This window comes from Lactobacillus kitasatonis DSM 16761 = JCM 1039 (assembly GCF_000615285.1).
Classification (GTDB): Bacteria; Bacillota; Bacilli; order Lactobacillales; family Lactobacillaceae; genus Lactobacillus; species Lactobacillus kitasatonis.
In genome coordinates this window covers 123,619-147,675 of record NZ_BALU01000002.1, presented here as the reverse complement: position 1 = coordinate 147,675, position 24,057 = coordinate 123,619, and the positions used below count along the sequence as shown (strand labels likewise).

Sequence of the window (24,057 nt, the reverse complement as noted above, 5' to 3'; positions counted from 1 at the left end):
ATATACAATATGATTTTGTAAATGCTCCGGATAGAACACATACTAATTCAGTAAAGTGGGATGTAAAATCTGGCGAATTACCAATGTGGATTGCAGATATGGACTTTAAAACTGCTCCAGAAATAACTGCTGCAATGAAAGATAAGATTGCCTTAGGTGCATTTGGTTATGAATTTCCTAAAGATGATTACTTTAATGCAGTAGCAGATTGGTATGAAACTGAGCACAACCATCGTCCTGAAAATAAGTGGATGATCTTTACTACTGGTGTTGTACCTGCAATTTCATCAATTGTTCGTCGAATTTCACATATTGGTGATAATGTTTTAGTACAAGAACCAGTCTACAATATTTTTTATAATTCTATTTTGAATAATGGACGCCACGTATTATCTAGTGATTTACAATTTGATGGTGAAAAATACGAAGTTGATTGGCAAGATCTAGAACAAAAACTTGCAGAACCGTTAACTACTTTGATGATCTTTTGTAATCCTCATAATCCTGTAGGTAAAGTCTGGACAGCAGAAGAAGTACAAAGAATTGCAGATTTATGCCATAAACATCATGTAACCTTGCTTTCAGATGAAATTCACGGCGATTTGATTAGAAAAGGGCCAGATTATACGCCAGCATTTGCAGTTGAAGGTCCAGCTAAGCATAATGTAATTTCACTTGTTTCACCAAGTAAGACCTTTAATGTAGCAGCTCTTCATGCAGCAACTACAATTGTGCCAGATGATAATTTGCGTGACATGGTTAGTCGCGGATTGAATAGTGATGAAGTAGCAGAACCTAATTTATTAGCTATTCCAGCAACCATTGCCGCATATAAAAAGGGGCATGATTGGTTAAAAGACTTAAAAGCACAATTAAACGAGAACTTTGATTATGCAACCAAGTTTATCCAAGATAAGATTCCAGCCGTTAAAGTTATTCCAGGAACAGCCACTTATTTAATGTGGATTGATGTGCATGAAATTACTACTGATTCACAAAAGTTGGTTGATTTTATCAGACAAGAAACTGGCCTAATTGTTTCTGCTGGTAGTATCTATCGCAGCGATGGTCATGACTTTATCCGCATTAATTTGGCTTGCCCATTAGAAATGGTCAAAGATGGTTTAAGTCGTTTGGCTGAAGGAATTGGTAAGTATAGCAAATAGCTTTACATGTAAAGTAAAAAATAGATATATAATTAAGAAAGGGATTTCATTTTTATTACATTAAAGTATATACTTTATGTGAGGTGATTTAAATGGAACCATTATTTTTAACCCCATACTTTAGACCTAAGATTTGGGGCGGTCGTAAATTAAAAGATATTTTTAACTATGATATTCCAGATGGAAAAGTCGGTGAAGCTTGGATTATTTCAGGTTATAAAGATGATGCTTCAACTGTAACTGAAGGCCCGCTTAAGGGTATGTCACTTAGAGATGTTTATTTGAAGCACCCAGAACTTTTTGGTAATCCTAAAGCTAAGGAATTTCCACTTTTGGTAAAATTCTTGGACGCTAATGATAACTTATCAGTTCAAGTACACCCAGACGATGATTATGCTCGCAAGGTAGAAAACGATTCAGGTAAAACTGAAAGTTGGTATGTTATGCAAGCTGATCCAGGTGCCTACATTATTTATGGTCACCATGCTAGGACTCGTGAAGAATTAGCAGACATGATTCACAAGGGTGAATGGGACAAGTTGCTTAGAAAGGTTCCAGTAAAAGCTGGCGACTTCTTCTACGTTCCTGCAGGTACAATTCATGCTTTGACTAAGGGATGCTTGGTAATTGAAACTCAACAATCAAGTGACGTTACTTACCGTTTGTATGACTATGATCGTGTTGATAAGAAGACTGGCAAGAAGCGTGAACTTCACACCCAAAAATCAATTGATGTAACAACTGTGCCACACGTTGATCCCAAGCTTGATATAAAGACTAACAAGGATCAAGACGCAGAAATTAAGACTTTGGTAGAACCACCAATTTCACCACACTTTTACTTATGGCAAATCGATCTTGACGGTACTTGGAAGACCGTTTTGAAGAACCATCCATACTTGCTTGTATCAGTAATCAAGGGCAAAGGCAAACTTGAAGCTGACGGCAAGTCATATGATTTAAAGATGGGAACTAATTTAATTATTCCAAATGAGATGAAGAAATTCACATTCACTGGTAAAATGAGAATAGTTATGTCTGCACCTGGTGAGGAATAACCGTTTTAATTTATCAGAATTAGGAGTGAGAATTTGTGATCTATGTCGCTTGTGGCTTAATTATGATGGTGATTGGGATACTTTGGCTGATTTCACCAGCTAAAAAACCTAATCGAATTTATGGCTATTTATCTTATCTGGCGCAAGTCAGCAAGGAGAGTTTTAAATTTGCTCAAAGAAGGGCAAGTTTATATTGTATTCTCTTTGGTTTGATTCAAGTTGTGATTGGTTTAATTATTCACTTTTTGAATTGGGATCGCTATTTTCTTATTTGGCTATTAACTTTTTATTTATTTATCTTGTTGCCAATTGTTTATACAGAAAAAAGTTTGAAAAAGTTTCTGCTTAAACGGCATGAATTGCCACATGACTATGTTGATCCCGATCAAGTGAAACGTCAAAGAACAAAGGGATTCAGGGATCGATAATGAATTTGAAAATTTTAATGGTTGAAGATGACAATTCCGTCGCTGAAATGATAGGAATGTTTTTCAAAAAAGAAGGTTGGGAGCAAGATATTGCTGTCGACGGTGTCGAAGCCGTCGATATGTTTAAAAAAAATGCAGATAAGTATGATTTGATTACGCTTGATTTGAATCTGCCTAAGAAAGACGGTATTCAAGTGGCAAAGGAAGTAAGAGCGATTTCTCCTACTGTTCCAATTATCATGCTTACTGCTAGAGGCAGTGAATCAGATCAAGTACTTGGTCTGGGCATCGGAGCTGATGAGTATGTCACTAAGCCTTTTAGTCCAATTGCTTTAATTGCAAGAATCAAGGCTCTTCATCGTCGTGTAATGATGGAAGAAAAGCCTTCACTTCCGCAAGAAACAAAGCAAGACTATGAAATTGAAACTGAACACTTAAAAATTTCCAAGAGTAGGCGTGAAGTCCTATTCGATGGTCAGCCTGTGACTGATTTAACGCCTAAAGAATTTGACTTGCTTTATACAATGGCTCAAAAGCCTAAGCAAGTCTTTTCGCGTGATCAACTTTTGGAATTAGTATGGGGCTATGAATATTACGGTGAAGAAAGAACCGTTGATGCCCATATTAAGAAGTTGCGTCAGAAGCTCGAAAAGGTTGGAGCTAAGGTAATCCAAACCGTTTGGGGCGTAGGTTACAAATTTGATGATTCACAGGCAAAATAATGAAGTTAATTTATCAAAACATGCTAGGTTTTTTGTTGATAATTGTAACTACGATTTCAATTATCGGCTATTCTGAAATTGGCTATGCGCGCGATCAGGCGTATTTGCAAAATTATCAGCGAATGGAAGGCTATGCGGAGTCACTTGGTGAATTAGCTGAAGCTGATGGAAAGAACGGCACGGCACTTCTCAGTAATAATTTCTTGAATCAATTAGAATTTGTTTTACACGGTGAAGATGTTCATTTGCGTATTTTTAATGATAAGAATGAACAAATTTATCCTAAGGTTAATGCTAAGATTCAACTATCTAAGACTGTTTTTTCTACATTGAAGACCGGCCAAGAGATTCGCATTCAAAATAATCATAATGAAAAGTCGCCGATTAGATCGACTAAGGATGCATATACTGGTGTACTTGTTCCTTGGATAAATGGTAAAAACTTGGTAGGTGTAGCTTGGATTAGTTCGCGAGTTACACATGTTGAAAGACCAATTTATATGGCTAAGCGTAATTTGCTCAGGGCATTGCTGATGACTGTAGCGGTTGGTTTGATTTTAAGTTTTATTATTTCATATTATTCAACTAAACGAATTAAACGTTTGTCTCGGGCAACGCAAAAAGTTGCTTCAGGTAACTTCAATGTGCAGATCCAACATAAAGATAGCGACGAAATTGACCAGCTAGCCGAAAACTTTAATAAGATGGTTCAAGCTTTAAAGCAATCTAATGAAGAAGTTAAGGCACAGGAAAAACGGCGAGATCAATTTATGGCGGACGCGGCGCATGAAATGAGAACACCATTGACTACCATCAATGGTATTTTAGAAGGCCTTCAATATGATGCGATTCCAGAAGAATCTAAGCCAAAGTCAATTGCATTAATGCAAAGAGAAACTAAGCGTTTAATTCGATTAGTTAATGAAAATTTGGACTATGAAAAGATTCGCAATAATCAAATTAATTTGATCAAGACGAATTTCAATGCTACGCCGATTTTACAAGATTTGAAATCTCAGCTTAGTCAAAGTGCGGATAAGGCCAATGATGAACTGGAAGTAATAGCTCCTGATGATTTGCCAATCTATGCTGATCGTGATCGTTTCACTCAAGTAATGGTCAACTTGGTTCAAAATGCTATTCAGTTTACCCATGATGGCAAGATCGAAATTAAAGGAGAACGCATGGTACATGCGACTGTGCTGTCGGTTAAAGATAATGGTATTGGAATGAGCAAAGATCAAATTAAGTATATCTTTGAACGTTTCTTCAAGGCTGATCCGTCTAGAGCACGAATGGGCACGGGAGAATCCGGTCTAGGTTTAGCGATAGTATCATCTTTAATTAAGCAACATGGTGGTAAAGTAACTGTTGAGTCAGAACCTGGCAAAGGTTCGACATTTACCGTAGTTTTTTATGATAAAGGCTTTGAACGATTTGTTGAAAAATAAAAAAATAGTCTGGAAATATTTTTCCGGGCTATTTTTATTGGTCATCTTCACTGCTACTGCTTGTAGCGGAATTTTTACTGCTGTTGTTCTTTACCTCTTCAGAGACTCGATCAATTTCTTCTTGACGGCCTTTTAGTTCTGGTGCACTAGTGCGGTAAAGTCCAGTTGTTGAGCCGTGGTGTCTGCTATATAGAGAAGTAGAATGACCTCTGAGTTGTTGCCTAATTGTAATCATTCTCTGATAGTTTTCGGAATAATTAAATTGATCTGGATCAACTGGAATGAAACCTTTAGGCGTATAGAAGCGTAGCAAATTATGGTTGTTCAATAGATCTGAATAATGAAGCGAGTCTTTACCTTTTTTAGCCAGTTCGGCAATTTCTTTCTTTTCTTGAGGAGTAAAGTTGATAATCTGTTTACCATTTTTACGGTCATAGACAGTACCCTTAATTCCTTTGGCACCAACAATGACGTACTTAGAACTAACGATTGTGCCGTTTCTAAAGACTACCCAATTTTGTCTGTGAGGTGAAAGTAAGTCATTTCCGAATTGAACGTAGTCTTTTGTATTAACGCCAAGCAAATGAAGTAGAGTAGGTAGAACGTCAATTTCACCACCGACTTCATGATTGATTTGACCCCTAAGATTATTAGCATGAATCATGAATGGCACACGTTGCATTTGGACGTTGTTGTAAGTATTCCAAGTATCAGAACTTTCGCCGATAATTGGAGCTAAAGTTTCATTTTCCGAATTGCTTAAACCATAGTGGTCACCATAAATTACTACCATGGTATTCTTGTATAAACCAGAAGATTTAAGGTAATTGAAGAATTCATGAATTGCTTTATCAAGGTAGTGAGCCGTTACAAAATAATTATTGATGGTTTGATCCGTAGTATTTGTAGTCTTAAAGTTAGGATCTTGATCTTCTTTATCCAAATTGAACGGAATGTGGTTAGTAACCGTAATAAATTTAGTGTAGAACGGTTGCTGCATTTGTTCTAGGTATTTAATACTTTCGGCAAAGAACAGTTTATCTTTTAAACCATAGCCACTAGCGTCTTTGGGATGTGCAGAGTAATAGTTTTTGTCGAAAAAATAATTGTAGCCCATGTTTTTATAAACATCATTTCTGTTCCAAAAAGTACCTACGTTGCCATGGAAGACGGCTGAAGTGTAACCATCTTGGCGCAAAATTTGAGGTGCGGCTTGGAATGTATTTTCTGAACCCAATGAAGTAAAAAGCGAACCGTCTGAAATACCATATGTGCCAGTTTCAAGCATGTTTTCTGCATCACTGGTACGGCCTAGACCTACTTGATGGTAAAAGTTACTGAAGCTGATGGTATGTTTATTCTTGTATAACGAGTTTAAAAATGGGGTTACTTCTTTACCGTTAACCTTAAGATTGATCAAAAACTGTTGGAAACTTTCAAGGTGAATCACGATTACATTGCGATTTTTCTCAATGCCAAAATATGAAGAAGAAGGAGCGGCATAATTTTGCTTGGTGAAATTCAAAATATTGTTTAAATCTGAAGCGTTAGCATTTCTGGTTACCTGACCATTTTGTGCACTTTTAATTCCATCGTAAGCAGCAAAAGTGTCAACGCCTAAATACTTCACAACGTAAGAACGATCAAAGGTATTACGTAAAAGGCGAGGACGGGAAGTTTCTGCTAAGAAAATGTTCAAAGTGGTTAAAAGTGCGCCAATCGATGTGATAGCAAAAGGCATAGATAGACCGTATGATTTTTGATCAATTTTGATTTTATGAATGATTAAGAGAGTAATGATGATGATTAGGTCTATCCAAATAATAATGTCACTAGGATGAAGCAGTGCAACGGTGCTTTTGCCTAAACCTTGTGATACTTTGCCAGCGTTAGTCATTGTTTTAATGGTTAAAAAGTCTGTAAACTGCCGGTAGTAAATAATATTTGCGAACAATAAAGCGGTGTTGGCAAAATCCATCACCAGCATTGCAATATATGATACAAGTGGTTTAGGAAAATAAAAACCGATACTGATAAGGATGATCGCTGTTCCGATAGGACTGAGCCACATAATGATGTGCTGATAAGGATCAGACAGTCCTAAATTAAAATCGAAATATGCAGCAAAAATGTATTTTATCCAAAAGCACAAGACTAATAATGTTAAAAAGCCTGGTCGAGTTTGAATAAAAGCAATAATTTTCTTTTTCTTCATATAATTAACTCCTTAACAAACATTAATTTTAAAGGTTAAGCTGGGTTAAAACAACGTTTTGCTAATAGTTATCTCTTTTTTAATAATTTAGTTATTAAAAAGTGGGTATAATTTTATAGGAATAACTTGGAAAGAGGCAGAGCATGCTATTTTTTGGCCCAATATATAATTTTCTTGCAAAACAATATGCGACCAGTATCAATCATTTCGCTTTAGTTAAGTTGACTTTAATGGCATTAGATAAAACAGTTTTTTATTTTTTGATTTTTGCTGTTTTACGCTTAATCTGGCTTCTTTTTATTCGCAGAAGACGTTCACTTAAATCAGAAGCTAGTGTTTGGATATTTGCATTTTATATGATTCTGATTTTGATGTTAACGACTTTCCGAGATACGTATTTCCCTTGGCAGCTCATTTTTAATTTCAGCAGGCCACTTAGCGATGTTAATTTAGTCTTTATGAAAGAAACCTGGAAATTAGTGTACGCTCCTAGCAGGCTGGACTTCTTTTATAATTCATTCGGCAATATTCTTTGCCTTGTACCATTTGGTATCCTGTTTCCAATCGTCTTTTCAAAAAAGCAGTCGTTTTTAAAAACGGTACTGTTAGGGATGCTGTTATCAATTGGAATTGAGACTTTGCAATTCTTGTTAGAAACTGGCGTTAGCGATATTGACGATGTCTTCTTCAACACTTGTGGTGCTATTTTAGGCTATTTGATTTATCGCTTGTTTAGAAAAAAATGAATGCGCTTGTAATTTGAGACTGGTATTCGTTAAATAAGATTGTTAAAATAGGATTATACAAAATTTTTATAGTTAGGAAGCAGATTTATGAGTTTAATTAAATTTGATAGTAGTAAATTAACTCCATTTGTTCACGAAAATGAATTAAGTGAAATGCAAGCTATGGTAAATGCTGCTAACACTGAACTCCGTGAAGGTACCGGTGCTGGTAACGATTTCCGTGGTTGGCTTGACTTGCCAGTAGATTATGATAAGGATGAATTCGCTCGTATTAAGAAGGCTGCCAAGAAGATCCAAAACGATTCAGATGCTTTAATTTGTATCGGTATTGGTGGTTCATACCTTGGTGCACAAGCTGCAATTGAATTCTTGAACAGTAATTTCTATGGTAAGGCTGACAGCGATATGCCAACTGTTGTCTTCTGTGGTAACTCGCTTTCAGGTTCATACCTTTACGACTTAATTGAATGGTTAGGCGACAAGGACTTCAGCATTAACGTAATTTCTAAGTCAGGTACTACTACTGAACCATCGGTAGCATTTAGAATCTTTAAAGATAAGTTAATTAAGAAGTACGGTAAAGAAGAAGCTGCTAAGAGAATTTACGCAACTACTGACCGTCAAAAGGGTGCTTTGAAGACCGAAGCTGATGCTGAAGGTTATGAAGAATTTGTAGTTCCAGATGACATTGGTGGTCGTTACAGTGTTCTTACTGCTGTTGGTTTACTTCCAATTGCTGCAGCTGGTGCTGATATTGATGAATTGATGAAGGGTGCAGCAGACGCTCGTGCTGATTACACTGACACTGATTTGTCAAAGGCTACTCCATACCAATATGCAGCTTTACGTAATATTCTTTACCGTAAGGGTTACACTACTGAAATTGTTGAAAACTATGAACCAAGTCTTAGAATGTTTGGTGAATGGTGCAAACAATTGATGGGTGAATCAGAAGGTAAAGACAACAAGGGTATCTGGCCATCAAGCGCTAACTTTACTACTGACCTTCACTCACTTGGTCAATACATCCAAGAAGGTTTACGTAACTTATTCGAAACTGTTATCCGTGTTGAAAACCCTCGTCACGATGTTAAGATTCCAGGCGATGAAAAGAACCTTGACCAACTTAACTTCTTGGAAGGCAAGAGCTTGAACTACGTAAATGACCGTGCTTATGAAGGTGTTGTTTTAGCTCACACTGACGGTGGTGTTCCAGTTATGACTGTTAATATTCCAGATCAATCTGAACACACTTTAGGTTACATGATTTACTTCTTTGAATTAGCTATTGCTATTTCAGGTTACTTGAATGGCATTAACCCATTCAACCAACCAGGTGTTGAAGAATACAAACGTAACATGTTTGGTCTTCTTAACAAACCAGGTTACGAAGATTTACACGACGATTTAACTAAGCGTCTTTAATAAAAATACTCAGCATATTTGATAGTATGCGTTTTAATATAATTAGCTTTGCTAATTAAAGAAAGAGTAGAAACCCAAATAGTTTCTACTCTTTTTGTTTGATTATTTATGAAGGAAGAGATTATGAAGAAGAGCACAAAAAATATTTTGGCTGTTTTATCAGCAGCTTTTATTTCTTTTGTAGGAATTCTAACGGAAACAAGTTTAAATGTAACATTTCCAACTATGATGAAGGAATTTAATGTTACGCTGGATACCATTCAATGGACTACAACAGGCTATTTATTGATGATCGCTATTATTATGATTTGTTCATCATATTTGAATGACCGTTTTACTGCTAAGCAATTATTTATTACTGCCTGTGTTGGCTTTATGGTAGGTAGTGTTATTAGTGCAATCGCTCCTAACTTTCCAATTTTACTGCTAGGTCGATTAATTTCTGCATTAGGCGCTGGATTGAGTACGCCTTTGATCTTTAACTTAGTAACAGAAATTATGCCACGTTCTAAGTGGGGCGTTTATATGGGAATTGCCGGTTTAGTAGTAGCGATGGCTCCAACTTTAGGACCAGCTTTTGGTGGTATTACGACATATTACTTAAATTGGCGTTGGATTTTTGCTTTCGTTACCATTTTTGCTCTAATTGTTTTTGTGGCTGGAACACCAGTAATAGGTAAGTATCATGATCAAGTTAAGAGTAGTTTTGATTACCTCTCATTTATTACATTAGCCGCTGCTTTCATCACGTTAACTTTAGGCGTTAACCAAATTACTAATGGCTTGGCCAATCCATTATTGTAGATCCTGTTAGTAGTCACTGCTTTATTGATCTGGTCCTTTGTAAAATTATCACAAAAATCATCTAAGAAACTGCTTGATTTAGCAGTACTCAAACAAAAAGCCTTTGTCTTCGGAGCACTAGCATATTTTCTTTTGCAATTTAACAATATCGGTATCAGTTTTGTTTTGCCTAACTACATCCAAATTGTTGGCAAACAAAGCTCACTCATTGGTGGTTTGATATTACTACCAGGAAGTATCATTGCTGGATTACTTAATCCATATTTTGGTAGCTTGTATGATAAACGTGAGGCTAAATTACCATTGTATCTTGGTGGTCTTTTGATGGCTCTAGGATGTTTATTGTTTGCTGTTTTTGGTTTGAACTTGAGTACAATGATGATTGTAATCTTCTATGGCTTTATGATGCTAGGGCACAGAATGTCTTTCAGCAATACTATGGCAGAAGCTTTGAAAACAGAAAAAGGAAAACTGCGTGCCGATGCGACTGCTGTTTGTCAAACTAGTCAACAGTTGGCTGGTTCTGTTGGTACAACAATTCTTGCTTCAATCATGTCAGTATGGCAAAAACAAAGTCATGGCTCTTATGCAATGGCTACCGCTCAAGGCAGTCAAGTAGCATTTTGCTTTACTCTATTAATGAGTTTGATTATTTTATTTAGCTACTGGAGAATGTTTAAAGCAGAAAAAGCTAAATAAATTAGGCTAGATTGAGAAAATAAGTTATAATAATAGACGGATGATGAAATTTAGTGAGAGATAAAAAAACGGCTGACACACAGTCGTCTTTTTTCTATACTTTTGAGTTTTCTTCTAGGAAGCTGCGAATAATTTTTTCACGCATGGCTAAGAAAATGGTGTTGTGACCAGTAGGGTGCACACGGTTGGTTAATAAAATTAAGCCAGTTTGTTTTAATCGATCAAGTATGATGAGGGTGCCGGTAAAACCAGTATGCAGAATAATTGGATAATTGTGTTCTGGATCAAAGCGTAAATCCCACCCCCATGAACGTGGCTTAACGTTTTTAGGCGTTTTATCTTCAAATAATTTACTTACAGTATCTTGGCTATAAGGAAGAACATCTCGTTTTAAACCAAGATAAGCTTGACTAAAGGTAATTAGATCGCGCATGTTGGAGAAAAGTCCAGCTGAGCCACAGTCACTACCAAGTTGTCTAGCTTTAGGGTCGTGGGGGATGCCTTGCAGTACCGTTCCATCAACAATTGCAGTTGGTACACAATCTTCTTTTTTAGGAGAGAAGGTGGTGTTAACAAGTGGCATTTGTTTTAGTACTTCTTGAGTGGCTACTTCTTGCACTGGCTTGCCATAGATACTCTTGATAACCAAACCAAGTAAAATGAAATTAGTGTCGGCGTAGCGCATTTTATGCTCGAATTCACCCGTGACAGGTAAATTGATTAATGCTTTTAGAAGTTCATCGTGATTTAATTCGTCACGATGAGGAATCCAGCCACGAATACCACTCGTGTGTGTGAGTAAATGATAAAGGCGAATTCGTGGATCTTTGAATTCAGGAATGAATTGTTGCAGAGGTTCAGTAAAATTTAACTTGCCTTGGTCGTAAAGCTTAAGCAGTACGTTTTCTGTAGCTAGTACCTTGGTCAAGCTGGCAAGATCATATTCCGCGAATGGGCTAAGTTGTGTGACTTCAGGATAGATACTTGCAAAACCCGTTGTTGATGTGAAGATTTGTTTCTTATTAATAAAGGTATAATTTACCCCAGGAACAACACGATCGAAGACCATCGATTCGATTAAATTTTGCGTTTTATTGTAATTGATCATTTGTATTTTTCACCGTCCATTACTCCTAATTATAGACAAAATGACTTGACAAGCCTAGAAGAAAACAGCATAATTATGAGTGTTGATTCGCCCGTTGGTCAAATGGTTAAGACGCCACCCTCTCAAGGTGGAGTTATGAGTTCAATTCTCGTACGGGTGATTTCACTGGGATATAGCCAAATTGGTAAGGCACAGGATTCTGGTTCCTGGATGTTTGGGTTCGAGCCCCAATATCCCAATAAGAATGAATAATTTAAAACTGGATCAGTTTGATCCAGCTTTTTTGATACAAAAAAACGATCCATAATATTTATGGATCGTTCAATGTTACATACCAGCTTTAATAATTTTCCTTTCAGCCATAGTCTTACGTAAGGCAAGCATAGCAGTATAAGTTGAAAGAATGTAAACTTTCTTGGTTGGTAATTTTTTGATTTCTTCAATTAAACTGTCATCATCAGGATTGGTATCCATTGCGCCTGGATCAAATCCGGCGATTTCGAGTCTGAAGCCCATGTCGTGCCAGCGTTGACCACCGACAAGAACCTTCTTAATCTTGCTGCGATCTAATCCTTCGAAGTCTGCGTCCCAAATCCAAGAAGTATCAATACCATCCGCATGGTTTGCGTTAAGCAAAGCTACTAATGAATAATCATCTTTTTCGGTATTAAGCATATGCAAAACTTCGTCAAGACCAACAGGGTTTTTAACCAAAATCAAGTCGATATCTTTGCCACCATAATGGATTAATTCTTGACGACCAAAGATACGCTTGTTTTCTGCAAATGCTTGGGCAACTTCAGCTTCAGTCAAACCGAAATGACGAGCAACGGAGTAAGCAGCTAAAGCATTGTAAATGTTGTAGGTACCACCAATATTAATTGAGTAGTCCTTATTACCCATTTGGAACTTCAAGCTGTTAGGTGTTTGATCAATAATCTTGTTAACTGTAAAAGTTAAATCAGGACGATGGTAGCCACAGTTAGGGCAGAAGAAATCACCTAAGTTTGCGTAGACTCTTTCGTGGTAATGCAAGATATGATCACATTTAGGGCAAAGAACGCCGTCTGTATTAACGGGTGCCTTAAAATCATTCTCTGGCTTGTCATCAGTTAACTTGAAGCCATAAAAGATCTTTTTATTCGGCAATTCAACTGATGAAAAGATGCTGGCATCACCGTTAGCAATAATTGTTGCATCTGGTGCTAACTTAATCCCATTTACGATCTTTTCATAAGTAGTATAAATTTCACCATAACGGTCCATTTGATCACGGAAAATATTGGTCAAAACAAAGACGCTAGGGTGAAGCAGCTTGGTTACCATCTTAACGTTTGCTTCGTCTACTTCAAGCACAGCAATCTTGCGCTTAACGCGTTTGTGCTTATGTGCTAAAAATGCGGTGACAATTCCTTGTTGCATGTTGGAACCAGATGGGTTAGTTAAAACATCACCATATTTTTTCTTCAAGGCTTCAACGATCAAAGCTGTGGTCATGGTCTTGCCATTAGTACCAGTAACAATGACGGTTTCATAGCCTTTAGCTAAAGAATTCAGCACGTTTGGATCGATTTTCATCGCTAATTTTCCAGGAAAACTAGTACCGCCCTTCATGACGTTATGCAAAAACCAGTAACTAGATTTTCCGGCGACTTTAGCGACTCCTGATTTAAAACTCATGTACATCCCTCACTTTAAAACTACGTTTTAGTTTAGCATAGAAAACGAGTTTTACCATCTATTTGACTGCACAAATTTTATTTTTCCACTATACTATTAAAGCGAAGACTTTTTTTGAGCAAAGGGGAGGACAAAAGTGGCGCAATTATTTTTTCGTTATGGTGCAATGAGCAGTGGCAAGACGATTGAAATATTAAAGGTAGCGCATAATTATGAAGCACAAGGACGTAAGATTGCTTTAATGACTAGCGGCTTGGATAATCGTAGCGGCGTTGGTACGGTTGCTTCAAGAATTGGCCTTCATCGAAAAGCAATTCCAATCACCAGTGAAATGAATTTGTTCGAATATATAAAAAAGATGAACGATCATGACTTAGCTGATGGCGATGGGAAGCTAGCTTGCGTATTAATTGATGAAGCCCAGTTTTTAAAGAGACATCATGTCTTAGAATGCGCTAAAATTGTTGATGAGTTTAATATACCTGTGATGACTTTTGGTCTTAAAAATGATTTTCAAAATCATTTGTTCGAGGGTAGTGAGAATTTATTGATTTTTGCTGATAAAATAGAGGAAATGAAGACTATCTGTCATTATTGTGGTCATAAGGCAACAATGAATTTAAGAGTGAATAATGGCAAACCTGTATATGAAGGTGAACAAGTACAAATCGGTGGAGACGAAAGTTACTATCCCGTTTGTCGTTATCATTATTTTTACCCAGGTAATAAGAGATAGAGAGGATAATTAGTTTTATGGATAACGTTATGGCTCAATTAGAGGGTTTAGTAGCCCACTATGAAGAACTACAAGAAATGATGGCCGATCCTGAAGTTATTAACGATACTAAGCGTTACATGGAAATTTCTAAGGAAGAAGCCGACTTGCGTGAAGTTGTACAAAAATATAAGAAGTATAAGCAAGATAAAAAGGAATTAGAAGATAACAAGAAGATCATTGCAAATGAATCTGATGCTGATTTGATCGAAATGGCTAAAGAAGAAAACTTAGAAATTGAAAAAGAAATTCCTGAATTGGAAGATCAAATCAAGATTTTAATGCTTCCTAAAGACCCTAATGATGATAAAGACATCATCATGGAAATTCGTGGTGCAGCTGGTGGTGATGAAGCTTCATTATTTGCTGGTGACTTGCTCAGAATGTATGAAAAATACGCTGAAAGACAAGGCTGGAAGGTTTCATTAATTGATTCTGAACCAACTGAGGTGGGTGGTTACAAGCGTGTAGCCATTATGATTACTGGTGACAAAGTTTATTCAAAATTAAAGTATGAAAACGGTGCGCACCGTGTTCAACGCATCCCAGTAACTGAATCTCAAGGTCGTGTTCATACCTCACTGCTACTGTAGCTGTTATGCCTGAATATGAACAAGTAGATATTGACATCGATCCAAAGGATATTCGTGTCGATGTTTACCGTTCAAGTGGTGCCGGTGGTCAGCACATTAACAAGACCTCAAGTGCCGTTCGTATGACTCACCTTCCAACTGGTATTGTAGTTGCTATGCAGGATCAACGTAGTCAGCAACAAAACCGTGAAAAAGCTATGCAAATTTTGAAATCACGTGTTTACGACTACTATGAAAGTCAAAACCAAGCTAAATACGATGCTAAGCGTAAGAATGCTGTAGGTACTGGTGACCGTTCAGAAAGAATTAGAACTTACAACTACCCACAAAACAGAGTTACCGACCACCGTATTGGTTTGACTATTAATAAGCTTGACCGTATAATGAACGGTGAACTTGACGAAATTATTGATGCATTGATTCTTCACTACCAAACTAAGCAATTGGAGGAGTTGGCTGATAAAAATGCCTAAGTTGACTTTAAAGCAAATAAGAATTAAGGCAGGAGAGATTGCTGAAGGTATACGCCCAGAAGATATTGACTATGTTTTGGCTGAACGTCTTAATTTGACTCCTAGCGAGTTTGAATTAAAGCAAGATATGGTTTTGTCAGAAGATCAAGTCAAGCAGGCCAATAAAGACATTAAGAAGCTGGCTAGAGGCGTTTCACCACAATACATTTTGGGTTATGCTTGGTTTTTAGGCTACAAAATCATGGTGCAGCGTGGTGTATTAATTCCACGTTTTGAAACTGAAGAGTTGGTTGAATGGGCATTAAAGTCACTTAAAAGTGGTGATAAGGTGCTTGATTTAGGTACCGGCTCTGGTTGCATTACCGTTGCCCTTGCTAAAGAAGCAGAAAAGAAGGAAATCAATAATCTGACCCTTTATGCTAGTGACATTACCGATAGTGCTTTAAGAACAAGTGAAGAAAACTTTTTAAACTATGATCTTGACGTCACTACCCGCAAAGCCAATGTATTAATTGGTCTTGAAAAGTTCGACAAAATTATTTCTAATCCACCATATATCAAGACAAATGAGAAGCAAGACATGGATAAGAGTGTCTTGCAAAATGAGCCTAAAGAAGCTCTGTTTGCTGGTAAAGATGGATTGGACTTTTACAAGAAGTTTGCTAAACAAGTTCGTGACCACTTGAATAGTCACGGTGAATTTTTCTTAGAATTCGGCTTTAGTGAAGAAGAACAATTGAAAGAATTATTTGCCAAAGAATTGCCTGATTTTGAGATTGGATTTAGAAAAGATATGGCCGGCAAGCCACGCATGGTTCATGGAAGGTGGCAAAAATAGAAATGGAAACAAAGATTTTAAAAAAGGATCAACTTGATGAAGCCGTTAAGCTATTAGCCAAGGGTGAATTAGTTGCTTTCCCTACAGAAACTGTTTATGGCTTAGGTGCGATTGCAACTAATGAAAAGTCAGTTAAAGGCGTTTATGCAGCTAAGGGTCGTCCTAGCGATAATCCTTTGATTGTAACGGTTTCTGATGAAAAGATGATGGAACGCTACGCTAAAGAGGTTCCAGAACGGGCTAAAAAGCTAATTAAGCACTTCTGGCCAGGTCCTTTGACTCTTCTTTTGTTTGTAAAGCCAGGTACGCTTCCTGATGCTGTAACCGGCGGTCTTAAGACCGTTGCTTTTCGTTGCCCAGACGATCAATTGACTCACGATTTGATTGCTAAATTGGGTTACCCAATTGTAGGACCTTCTGCTAACACTTCAACTAAGCCAAGTCCTACTACGGCTGAACACGTATATCATGATTTAAAGGGTAAAATTGCCGGCATTATCGATGGCGGTCCTACTCGTGTTGGACTTGAATCAACAATTATCGATTTGTCTGTTAAAACACCAATAGTGCTTCGTCCTGGTGAAATTACGCCAGAAGAATTGAGCGAAGCTTTAGGTGAAAAAGTATTAATCAACACAGGCAAGGTTTCAGATAAAGACGTGCCAAAAGCACCAGGCATGAAGTATCGTCACTATGCTCCAAGTGAACCTGTAATCGTAGTTGATAATCCAGCTGATTTTGCCAAAATTGATTTTAACGAAAAAACAGGTGTAGCTGCTTTAGACTCAGTTTTAGCTAAAATCGATTTAAGCGATGACAATAAATTTGATTTAGGTAAAAACTTAGTTGACGCTGATCATAATTTATTTGGTGCATTGCGCTATTTCGATGACAAAGACAACATTGAAACCATTTATGTACAAGGCTTCAATGAAGGTGAAGAAAGTTTAGCTTACATGAACCGTCTTAACAAAGCAGCGGGCGGACATCATTTGAATAAATAAAAAAATAAAACGCAAAGGGCTTTAAACCCTTTGCGTTTTTGATTAAAATGTTTAGTGAATTATGTTATTTGTTAATAGGAGGCATATATGGGAAAGTTCGTAGTTTTGGATCACCCATTGATTCAACACAAATTGACAATTATTCGTCGCAAGGATACGGGTTCAAACGAATTCCGTAGAATTGTTGGTGAAATTGGTGGTCTGATGACCTATGAAATCACTAGAGACTTGCCACTTGAAGATGTCGAAATTGAGACACCAATGGGTAAGACAGTTCAAAAAGAAATCGCCGGTAAGAAATTGACAATTGTGCCAATTTTACGTGCTGGTATGGGGATGCTTAACGGTGTTCTTGAGATGGTTCCATCAGCTAAAATTGCGGTTATCGGTATGTACCGTGATGAAAAGACCTTGAAACCACATGAATACTTCTTCAAGGCTCCAAAGGACATCGCTGAACGTGAATGTTTAGTTGTTGATCCAATGCTTGCAACTGGTGGATCTGCTAATGACGCTATTGCTGCATTAAAGAAACGTGGCGTTAAAGAAATTAAGTTAGCAGTTTTAGTAGCAGCTCCAGAAGGTATCAAAGCTGTTCAAAAGGAAAACCCTGACGTTGATATCTATGCCGCAGCAGAAGACGAGAAGTTAATGGATAATGGTTATATCTTCCCAGGTTTGGGAGATGCCGGTGACAGACTCTTCGGTACTAAGTAATGTTCCTTTTCATAAAAAATATTCACTCTAATGCGCTTTCATGTTACACAAAGAAATGATTTGGTGTTAAGATGATTTACGTGTTCGAGTTTTATTCAACACGAGAAGGGAGGTCACGAAGTAATGGAGAAATCATTTGTTTTTAAATTCATGGGCTTGAATTTTGATCTTACTGGGATCATTGGTTCAACGCTAATGGCTTTGACAGTTTTCTTTATCTGCTTTTGGCTTGCGAGAAAAGTCGAAATGAAGCCAAACAAAAGACAAAATGTATTCGAGTACTTGCTTGAATTCACTAACGGTATCGTAAAAGACAACGTTAGCGATGTAGATGCTCAGAAGCACTTGTCCTTGTATGCTTTTGTTTTGTTCCTTTTCATCTGGTTCATGAACCAATTGGGTATGTTCCTAGAAGTCAAAGTTGATGATTGGGTGTTTGTAAAATCACCAACTGCCGATCCAGTAGCGACAATGTCGTTTGCAATGATGACCTTGCTTCTATCGTTCACATTCGGCGTACAAAGATTTGGTGTTGGCGGATATTTAAAAAATTATACGCAACCAGTTGGTTTTATGCTTCCAATTAATTTAATTGAAGAGTTCACCAACTTCTTAACCTTATCATTGCGTCTTTATGGGAATATATATGCTGGTGAAGTTTTGCTAACTTTAATTGGTAATGATCTAGCACATGCTGGCGGACCATTTACGTTGATTCTAGCAGCTCCATTAGCCATGATTTGGCAAGGTTTCTCTGTCTTCATTGGCTCTATCCAGGCATATGTTTTCGTAACTCTGTCAATGGTTTACATTGGTAAAAAAGTTACTACAGAATAATTTTTCGGAGGTATAAATTTATGGCAGAAGCTTTTAAATATCTCGCTGCTTCTATCGCAGCTGGTTTAGCAGCATTGGCTGCATCACTTGGTAACGGTAAAGTTATTTCAAAGACTCTTGAAGGTATGGCTCGCCAACCTGAAAGTGCAGGTAATTTAAGAGCAACAATGTTCATTGGTGTTGGTTTGATCGAAGCCGTTCCTATTTTGTCTATTGTTGTTGCCTTCTTAATTCTTTTCCTTTAATAAAGTTTTTCTGTTTGAAGGATTTAAGTTTAAAGAGAGAAGGGCAGTAAATGACTATTCAAACATTATTTGCAGCCTCACATCATATTTACCTAGGTAATGCTATTTGGTATTTAATTTGTTTTGCCATCTTGCTGTTATTGGTCAAGCATTACGCTTGGGATCCAGTATCAGATATGATGGAAAAGCGGCGGCAAAAAGTTATTAATGACTTGGATTCAGCTGCAAGTGATCGTAAAAAGGCTGAAACGCTTGCTAATGAGCGTGAAGCTGCCTTGAAGAACTCAAGACAAGAAGCAACACAGATTCTCTCTGACGCTAAAACAAATGCGCAAAACACAGGCAAGGAAATCGTAGCTAGTGCAAACGAAGACGCTGCAGCAATTCGTAAGAAAGCAAATGAAGAAGCTGCTAAGGCTAAATCAGCTGCTTTAAATGCCGCACGTGATCAAGTAGCTGATATTTCTGTAGCAATTGCCGAAAAAGTTATTGCTAAGAATTTATCTGCTGAAGACCAAAAAGATTTAGTCGACCAATTTATTAAGGGGTTGGATGATTAATGGCTTTAAGTAGAGAAGAAATAGCTGCACGTTACGGTACTGCTTTGTTCGATTATGCGCAAGATAATAAAGTACTGGATACTGTTTACGATGAAATGATGGAATTGAAAAAGGCAGCAGTTGCCAATCCTAAATTCATCAGTGTCCTTAGCGATCCTATTTTAAGTAGTAAAGATAAAAAGTCTCTTTTAACTGCAGTTGAAAAAGATTTTTCAGCTGAAGTACAAGGCTTTTTGAATTTGTTACTTGAATATAACCGCTTTGCTGATTTAATCGATATTATCGATGAATTTGCTTTACTTTATGACGATGAAAAGAAGATCGCAGCTGGTACTGCAACTACTGCAGTTAAACTGGATGATGATCAACTTAAGCGTTTAGGTGATAGTTATGCTAAAAAGTATGATTTAAACGCTGTGCGTCTTGAGAATAAAGTTGATCCAAGTATATTGGGCGGCGTAGTCTCCAAGTGAAGGACCGCGTGATTGATGGATCAGTTAAAAATAGACTGAAGAAGATCCGTGCGCAAATAATTGATAAAAATTAAAAGAGGTGAAACCATTGAGCATTAAAGCGGAAGAAATTAGCTCCTTGATCAAGCAACAACTTGAACATTACGATGATAAGCTCGACATTAACGAAGTTGGTGTTGTAACTTACGTTGGTGATGGTATCGCCCGGGCTCACGGACTTAACGATGTATTGGCCGGTGAATTGTTAAAATTTGATAACGGTTCATATGGTATCGCTCAAAACCTTGAATCCAACGATGTTGGTATCATTATTTTGGGTCAATTTGACAATATTCGTGAAGGTGACCGTGTTCAAAGAACTGGTCGAATCATGGAAGTTCCTGTTGGTGACGCCTTAATTGGTAGAGTAGTTAACCCATTAGGTCAACCTGTTGACGGTGAGGGTGAAATCAAAGCTGATAAGACTCGTCCTATCGAAGCTAAAGCTCCAGGTGTTATGGACCGTCAATCAGTTAAGCAACCACTTCAAACTGGTATTAAAGCTATCGATGCCTTAGTTCCAATTGGTCGTGGTCAGCGTGAATTGATTATCGGTGACCGTAAGACTGGTAAGACTAGTTTGGCTATTGATACTATTCTTAACCAAAAGGGACAAGACGTAATTTGTATTTACGTTGCTATTGGTCAAAAGGAATCAACCGTTAGAACTCAAGTAGAAACTTTAAAGCGTTTTGGCGCAATGGATTACACTATTGTTGTTGAAGCGGGCCCAAGTGAACCAGCACCTATGCTTTATATTGCACCATATGCTGGTACTGCTATGGGTGAGGAATTTATGTACAATGGCAAGGACGTATTAATCGTATTTGACGACCTATCCAAACAAGCCGTCGCTTACCGTGAACTTTCCTTGCTTCTCCGTCGTCCGCCTGGTCGTGAAGCCTACCCAGGTGACGTCTTCTACTTACACTCACGTCTTCTTGAACGTAGTGCTAAGTTGAGTGACAAACTTGGTGGTGGGTCATTGACAGCTTTGCCAATTATTCAAACTGAAGCCGGAGACATTTCTGCATATATTCCAACCAACGTAATTTCTATTACTGACGGTCAGATCTTCTTGCAAAGTGACCTGTTCTTTGCCGGTACTCGTCCAGCTATCGATGCTGGTAACTCAGTTTCTCGTGTTGGTGGTAACGCTCAGATTAAGGCAATGAAGAAAGTTGCTGGTACTTTACGTACTGACCTTGCAGCTTACCGTGAACTTGAAAGTTTCGCTCAATTTGGTAGTGATCTTGATCAAGCAACTCAAGCTAAGTTGAACAGAGGCCAAAGAACTGTTGAAGTATTAAAGCAACCACTTCATGATCCGATCCCTGTTGAAAAGCAAGTATTGATTCTTTATGCTTTGACTCACGGTTACCTTGATGCTGTTCCAGTAGAAGACATTGGACGCTTCCAAAATGAATTGTTCGACAACTTTGATAGCAGTCATGCTGATTTGCTTAAGACAATTCGTGAAACTGGTGAATTACCTGATGATAAGAAATTATCAGCAGCCGTTGAGGAATTCAGTGAAAGCTTTACACCAAGTGAAAAATAGGAGGTAGATTATGCCTGCATCTTTACTTGAGTTAAAGAAAAAGATTGCTTCAGTAAAACAAACCGGTAAGATCACAGAAGCCATGCGAATGGTTTCAGCATCAAAATTGAATCAAACTGAAAATCGTGATAAAGGATATACCGTTTATAACGACTATGTTCGTAAAACGATTTCTCGTTTAATTAGTTCCCAAGTCGTAGATAATCTACGTGAAAAGAACATCTCTATCGATAAGAACAATGTTGCGAAGATCGATTATACTGATGTGTTTGGTTTAGGTATTACTGCTGATATGATTCAAACCCGCAAAAAAGTTAAGACTACAGGTTTCTTAGTAATTAGCGGTGATCGTGGTCTTGTAGGTTCTTACAACAGCAATGTCATCAAAAACATGATGAGCATTTTTGGAGATGAACGTGCACAAGGACATGAAGTTAAAGTTTTAGCCGTTGGTTCTGTCGGCGCTCGATTCTTTAAGAAAAACAACGTTAATGTTGTTTACGAAAAAGATGGCGTTTCGGATGTGCCAACCTTTGATGAAGCTTTACCAATTGTTTCAACTGCAATTAAGATGTATTTAAATGGTGTCTATGACCAACTTTACGTATGTTATACTCACCACGTAAACTCATTATCATCTGCTTTTCGTGTTGAAAAGATGTTGCCAATCGTTGATTTGGATATCGGCGTAAAAGAAGCTGAAGCACATAAAGAATTAGAATATGATATCGAACCAGACGTTAACAGTGTACTTACAAAGTTGTTGCCACAGTATGCTCGTTCAACAATTTATGGTGCCATTCTAGATGCCAAGACTGCAGAACATGCTAGTTCAATGACAGCTATGCAAAGTGCGACTGATAATGCCAATGATTTGGTATCAAGTTTAACTACAAAATTAAACCGTGCTAGACAGGCACAAATTACTACTGAAATTACCGAAATTATCAGTGGTGCAAATGCCTTAGAGTAATAAAGAAAAGGAGGTAGATGTTTTGAGTGAAGGTGAAATCGTTCAAGTAATCGGCCCAGTTGTCGATGTTAAATTCCCAATCGATAAGAATTTACCTGATATTAACAATGCCTTGCGCGTAATCAAATCAGAGGATGAAAGCATCGTCCTTGAAGTTACGCTTGAACTCGGTGATGGTGTCTTAAGAACGATCGCCATGGAATCTACCGATGGTCTTCGCCGTGGTATGAAGGTTGAAGATACTGGTGCTCCAATTTCAGTTCCAGTTGGGGAAGATACTTTAGGTCGTGTGTTCAACGTTTTGGGTCAACCAATTGATGGTGGTCCAGAATTTTCAAAAGATCACCCTCGTGAAGGTATCCACAAAGAAGCACCTAAATATGAAGATTTAACTACCAGTAGAGAAATCCTTGAAACTGGTATTAAAGTTATCGACTTGCTTGAACCATATGTACGTGGTGGTAAAGTTGGTTTGTTCGGTGGTGCCGGTGTTGGTAAAACAACTATCATTCAGGAATTAATTCACAACATCGCTCAAGAACACGGTGGTATTTCCGTATTTACTGGTGTTGGTGAAAGAACTCGTGAAGGTAATGACCTTTACTTCGAAATGAAAGCTTCGGGCGTTTTAAGTAAAACTGCCATGGTATTTGGTCAAATGAACGAGCACCTGGTGCCAGAATGCGTGTTGCATTAACTGGTTTGACTCTTGCTGAATACTTCAGAGATGTTGAAGGTCAAGACGTATTGCTCTTTATCGACAATATCTTTAGATTCACTCAGGCTGGTTCAGAAGTTTCCGCTTTGCTTGGTCGTATGCCAAGTGCCGTTGGTTACCAGCCAACTTTAGCAACAGAAATGGGTCAATTGCAGGAAAGAATTACTTCAACTAAGAAGGGTTCAATTACTTCAATTCAAGCCGTTTATGTTCCTGCCGATGACTATACTGACCCAGCTCCATCAACCACATTCGCACACTTGGACGCTACTACTAACTTGGAACGTAGCTTGGTAGAACAAGGTATTTACCCAGCCGTTGACCCACTTGAATCATCTTCAAGTGCCCTTGACCCAGAAGTTGTTGGTCAAGCACACTACGAAGTTGCTACTCGTGTTCAACATGTTTTGCAACGTTACCACGAATTGCAAGATATTATTTCTGTTTTGGGTATGGATGAATTGTCTGATGAAGAAAAATTGATCGTTGCACGTGCACGTAAAGTTCAATTTTTCTTGTCACAGAACTTCTTCGTTGCTGAACAATTTACTGGTGTACCTGGTTCATATGTTCCAATTAAGGAAACCATTAAAGGCTTTAAACTTATTTTGGATGGTCACCTTGATGACTTACCAGAAGATGCCTTCCGTGGTGTTGGCCCAATCGAAGATGTTTTGAAGAAAGCGCAATCTATGGGTGTAACTCCAAGTGATCCAGAAGCTAAAGCATTGCTAGAAAAGTAGGGTGAT

General features: G+C 37.7%; 19 protein-coding genes, 2 tRNA genes and 4 pseudogenes. 22 read left to right on the top strand and 3 right to left on the bottom strand.

Going from position 1 to position 24,057, the window contains the following annotated elements; genetic code table 11:
* Positions 1-2 precede the first annotated feature (2 nt).
* The 5 genes from JCM1039_RS01975 (at position 3) to JCM1039_RS01955 (ending at position 4,825) form a co-directional block, all read left to right on the top strand.
* The gene (locus JCM1039_RS01975; protein ID WP_025014438.1) at positions 3-1,166 is read left to right on the top strand and encodes a MalY/PatB family protein; all 1,164 of its coding nucleotides are present in this window, start codon (positions 3-5) and stop codon (positions 1,164-1,166) included.
* A 92-nt stretch (positions 1,167-1,258) separates the two neighbouring features.
* Complete coding sequence (gene manA / locus JCM1039_RS01970; protein ID WP_025014437.1) at positions 1,259-2,224, top strand: mannose-6-phosphate isomerase, class I; 966 nt, start codon at positions 1,259-1,261, stop codon at positions 2,222-2,224.
* Positions 2,225-2,259: 35 nt separating this feature from the next.
* A complete protein-coding gene (locus JCM1039_RS01965; RefSeq protein ID WP_025014436.1) occupies positions 2,260-2,652 on the top strand; it encodes an SdpI family protein in 393 nt (130 codons plus the stop codon).
* A complete protein-coding gene (locus tag JCM1039_RS01960) occupies positions 2,652-3,374 on the top strand; it encodes a response regulator transcription factor (RefSeq protein ID WP_025014435.1) in 723 nt (240 codons plus the stop codon). Before JCM1039_RS01965 ends, JCM1039_RS01960 begins: the two co-directional genes overlap by 1 nt.
* Positions 3,374-4,825, top strand: coding sequence for a sensor histidine kinase (locus tag JCM1039_RS01955; RefSeq protein WP_025014434.1), 1,452 nt, complete (start codon positions 3,374-3,376; stop codon positions 4,823-4,825). The genes JCM1039_RS01960 and JCM1039_RS01955 overlap by 1 nt, the downstream gene beginning before the upstream one ends.
* A gap of 34 nt (positions 4,826-4,859) precedes the next feature.
* Here the strand turns inward: JCM1039_RS01955 and JCM1039_RS01950 are convergent, their stop codons facing one another.
* Complete coding sequence (locus tag JCM1039_RS01950) at positions 4,860-7,040, bottom strand: LTA synthase family protein (protein WP_025014433.1); 2,181 nt, start codon at positions 7,038-7,040, stop codon at positions 4,860-4,862.
* 143 nt (positions 7,041-7,183) lie between these two features.
* On the opposite strand from JCM1039_RS01950, the gene JCM1039_RS01945 reads away from it, so the two are divergent.
* The 3 genes and pseudogenes from JCM1039_RS01945 (at position 7,184) to JCM1039_RS10280 (ending at position 10,714) form a co-directional block, all read left to right on the top strand.
* Complete coding sequence (locus JCM1039_RS01945; protein WP_025014432.1) at positions 7,184-7,786, top strand: VanZ family protein; 603 nt, start codon at positions 7,184-7,186, stop codon at positions 7,784-7,786.
* 87 nt (positions 7,787-7,873) lie between these two features.
* Complete coding sequence (locus tag JCM1039_RS01940; protein ID WP_025014431.1) at positions 7,874-9,211, top strand: glucose-6-phosphate isomerase; 1,338 nt, start codon at positions 7,874-7,876, stop codon at positions 9,209-9,211.
* A gap of 123 nt (positions 9,212-9,334) precedes the next feature.
* A pseudogene (locus JCM1039_RS10280) lies at positions 9,335-10,714 on the top strand (MFS transporter).
* 94 nt (positions 10,715-10,808) lie between these two features.
* On the opposite strand, the gene JCM1039_RS01930 reads toward JCM1039_RS10280, so the two are convergent.
* Positions 10,809-11,822, bottom strand: a complete 1,014-nt coding sequence (locus JCM1039_RS01930; RefSeq protein WP_025014430.1) for a serine hydrolase domain-containing protein — start codon at positions 11,820-11,822, stop codon at positions 10,809-10,811.
* A gap of 88 nt (positions 11,823-11,910) precedes the next feature.
* On the opposite strand from JCM1039_RS01930, the gene JCM1039_RS01925 reads away from it, so the two are divergent.
* Together JCM1039_RS01925 and JCM1039_RS01920 are read left to right on the top strand one after the other, a co-directional pair.
* Positions 11,911-11,982, top strand: a tRNA-Glu gene (locus JCM1039_RS01925).
* Positions 11,983-11,988: 6 nt separating this feature from the next.
* Positions 11,989-12,061, top strand: a tRNA-Gln gene (locus JCM1039_RS01920).
* Between the two features lie 88 nt (positions 12,062-12,149).
* Here the strand turns inward: JCM1039_RS01920 and JCM1039_RS01915 are convergent.
* The gene (locus JCM1039_RS01915; RefSeq protein WP_025014429.1) at positions 12,150-13,502 is read right to left on the bottom strand and encodes a Mur ligase family protein; all 1,353 of its coding nucleotides are present in this window, start codon (positions 13,500-13,502) and stop codon (positions 12,150-12,152) included.
* 136 nt (positions 13,503-13,638) lie between these two features.
* Between JCM1039_RS01915 and JCM1039_RS01910 the strand changes: the two genes are divergently transcribed.
* The 12 genes and pseudogenes from JCM1039_RS01910 (at position 13,639) to atpD (ending at position 24,051) form a co-directional block, all read left to right on the top strand.
* Positions 13,639-14,238, top strand: a complete 600-nt coding sequence (locus tag JCM1039_RS01910; RefSeq protein ID WP_025014428.1) for a thymidine kinase — start codon at positions 13,639-13,641, stop codon at positions 14,236-14,238.
* A gap of 17 nt (positions 14,239-14,255) precedes the next feature.
* Positions 14,256-15,343 (top strand): annotated as a pseudogene (gene prfA / locus JCM1039_RS10275) (peptide chain release factor 1).
* Positions 15,336-16,181, top strand: coding sequence for a peptide chain release factor N(5)-glutamine methyltransferase (prmC, locus tag JCM1039_RS01900; protein ID WP_025014427.1), 846 nt, complete (start codon positions 15,336-15,338; stop codon positions 16,179-16,181). The pseudogene prfA and the gene prmC overlap by 8 nt, the downstream one beginning before the upstream one ends.
* A 2-nt stretch (positions 16,182-16,183) precedes the next feature.
* Positions 16,184-17,185, top strand: coding sequence for an L-threonylcarbamoyladenylate synthase (locus JCM1039_RS01895; protein WP_025014426.1), 1,002 nt, complete (start codon positions 16,184-16,186; stop codon positions 17,183-17,185).
* Positions 17,186-17,272: 87 nt separating this feature from the next.
* Complete coding sequence (upp, locus tag JCM1039_RS01890; protein ID WP_013437582.1) at positions 17,273-17,902, top strand: uracil phosphoribosyltransferase; 630 nt, start codon at positions 17,273-17,275, stop codon at positions 17,900-17,902.
* Between the two features lie 123 nt (positions 17,903-18,025).
* Positions 18,026-18,739, top strand: coding sequence for a F0F1 ATP synthase subunit A (atpB, locus tag JCM1039_RS01885; RefSeq protein WP_025014425.1), 714 nt, complete (start codon positions 18,026-18,028; stop codon positions 18,737-18,739).
* A gap of 20 nt (positions 18,740-18,759) precedes the next feature.
* A complete protein-coding gene (gene atpE / locus JCM1039_RS01880; RefSeq protein WP_013437584.1) occupies positions 18,760-18,984 on the top strand; it encodes a F0F1 ATP synthase subunit C in 225 nt (74 codons plus the stop codon).
* A gap of 50 nt (positions 18,985-19,034) precedes the next feature.
* On the top strand, positions 19,035-19,544 hold the full coding sequence (gene atpF / locus JCM1039_RS01875) for a F0F1 ATP synthase subunit B (protein ID WP_025014424.1): 510 nt from the start codon (positions 19,035-19,037) through the stop codon (positions 19,542-19,544).
* Positions 19,544-20,091: pseudogene (gene atpH, locus JCM1039_RS10270) on the top strand (ATP synthase F1 subunit delta). The gene atpF and the pseudogene atpH overlap by 1 nt, the downstream one beginning before the upstream one ends.
* A gap of 14 nt (positions 20,092-20,105) precedes the next feature.
* Positions 20,106-21,617 carry a F0F1 ATP synthase subunit alpha gene (gene atpA, locus JCM1039_RS01865; protein WP_013437587.1) on the top strand — a complete coding sequence of 504 codons (1,512 nt, stop codon included), beginning with the start codon at positions 20,106-20,108 and terminating at the stop codon, positions 21,615-21,617.
* A gap of 10 nt (positions 21,618-21,627) precedes the next feature.
* The gene (locus JCM1039_RS01860; protein WP_025014423.1) at positions 21,628-22,590 is read left to right on the top strand and encodes a F0F1 ATP synthase subunit gamma; all 963 of its coding nucleotides are present in this window, start codon (positions 21,628-21,630) and stop codon (positions 22,588-22,590) included.
* A 22-nt stretch (positions 22,591-22,612) separates the two neighbouring features.
* A pseudogene (gene atpD, locus JCM1039_RS10265) lies at positions 22,613-24,051 on the top strand (F0F1 ATP synthase subunit beta).
* The last annotated feature ends 6 nt before the right edge of the window (positions 24,052-24,057 follow it).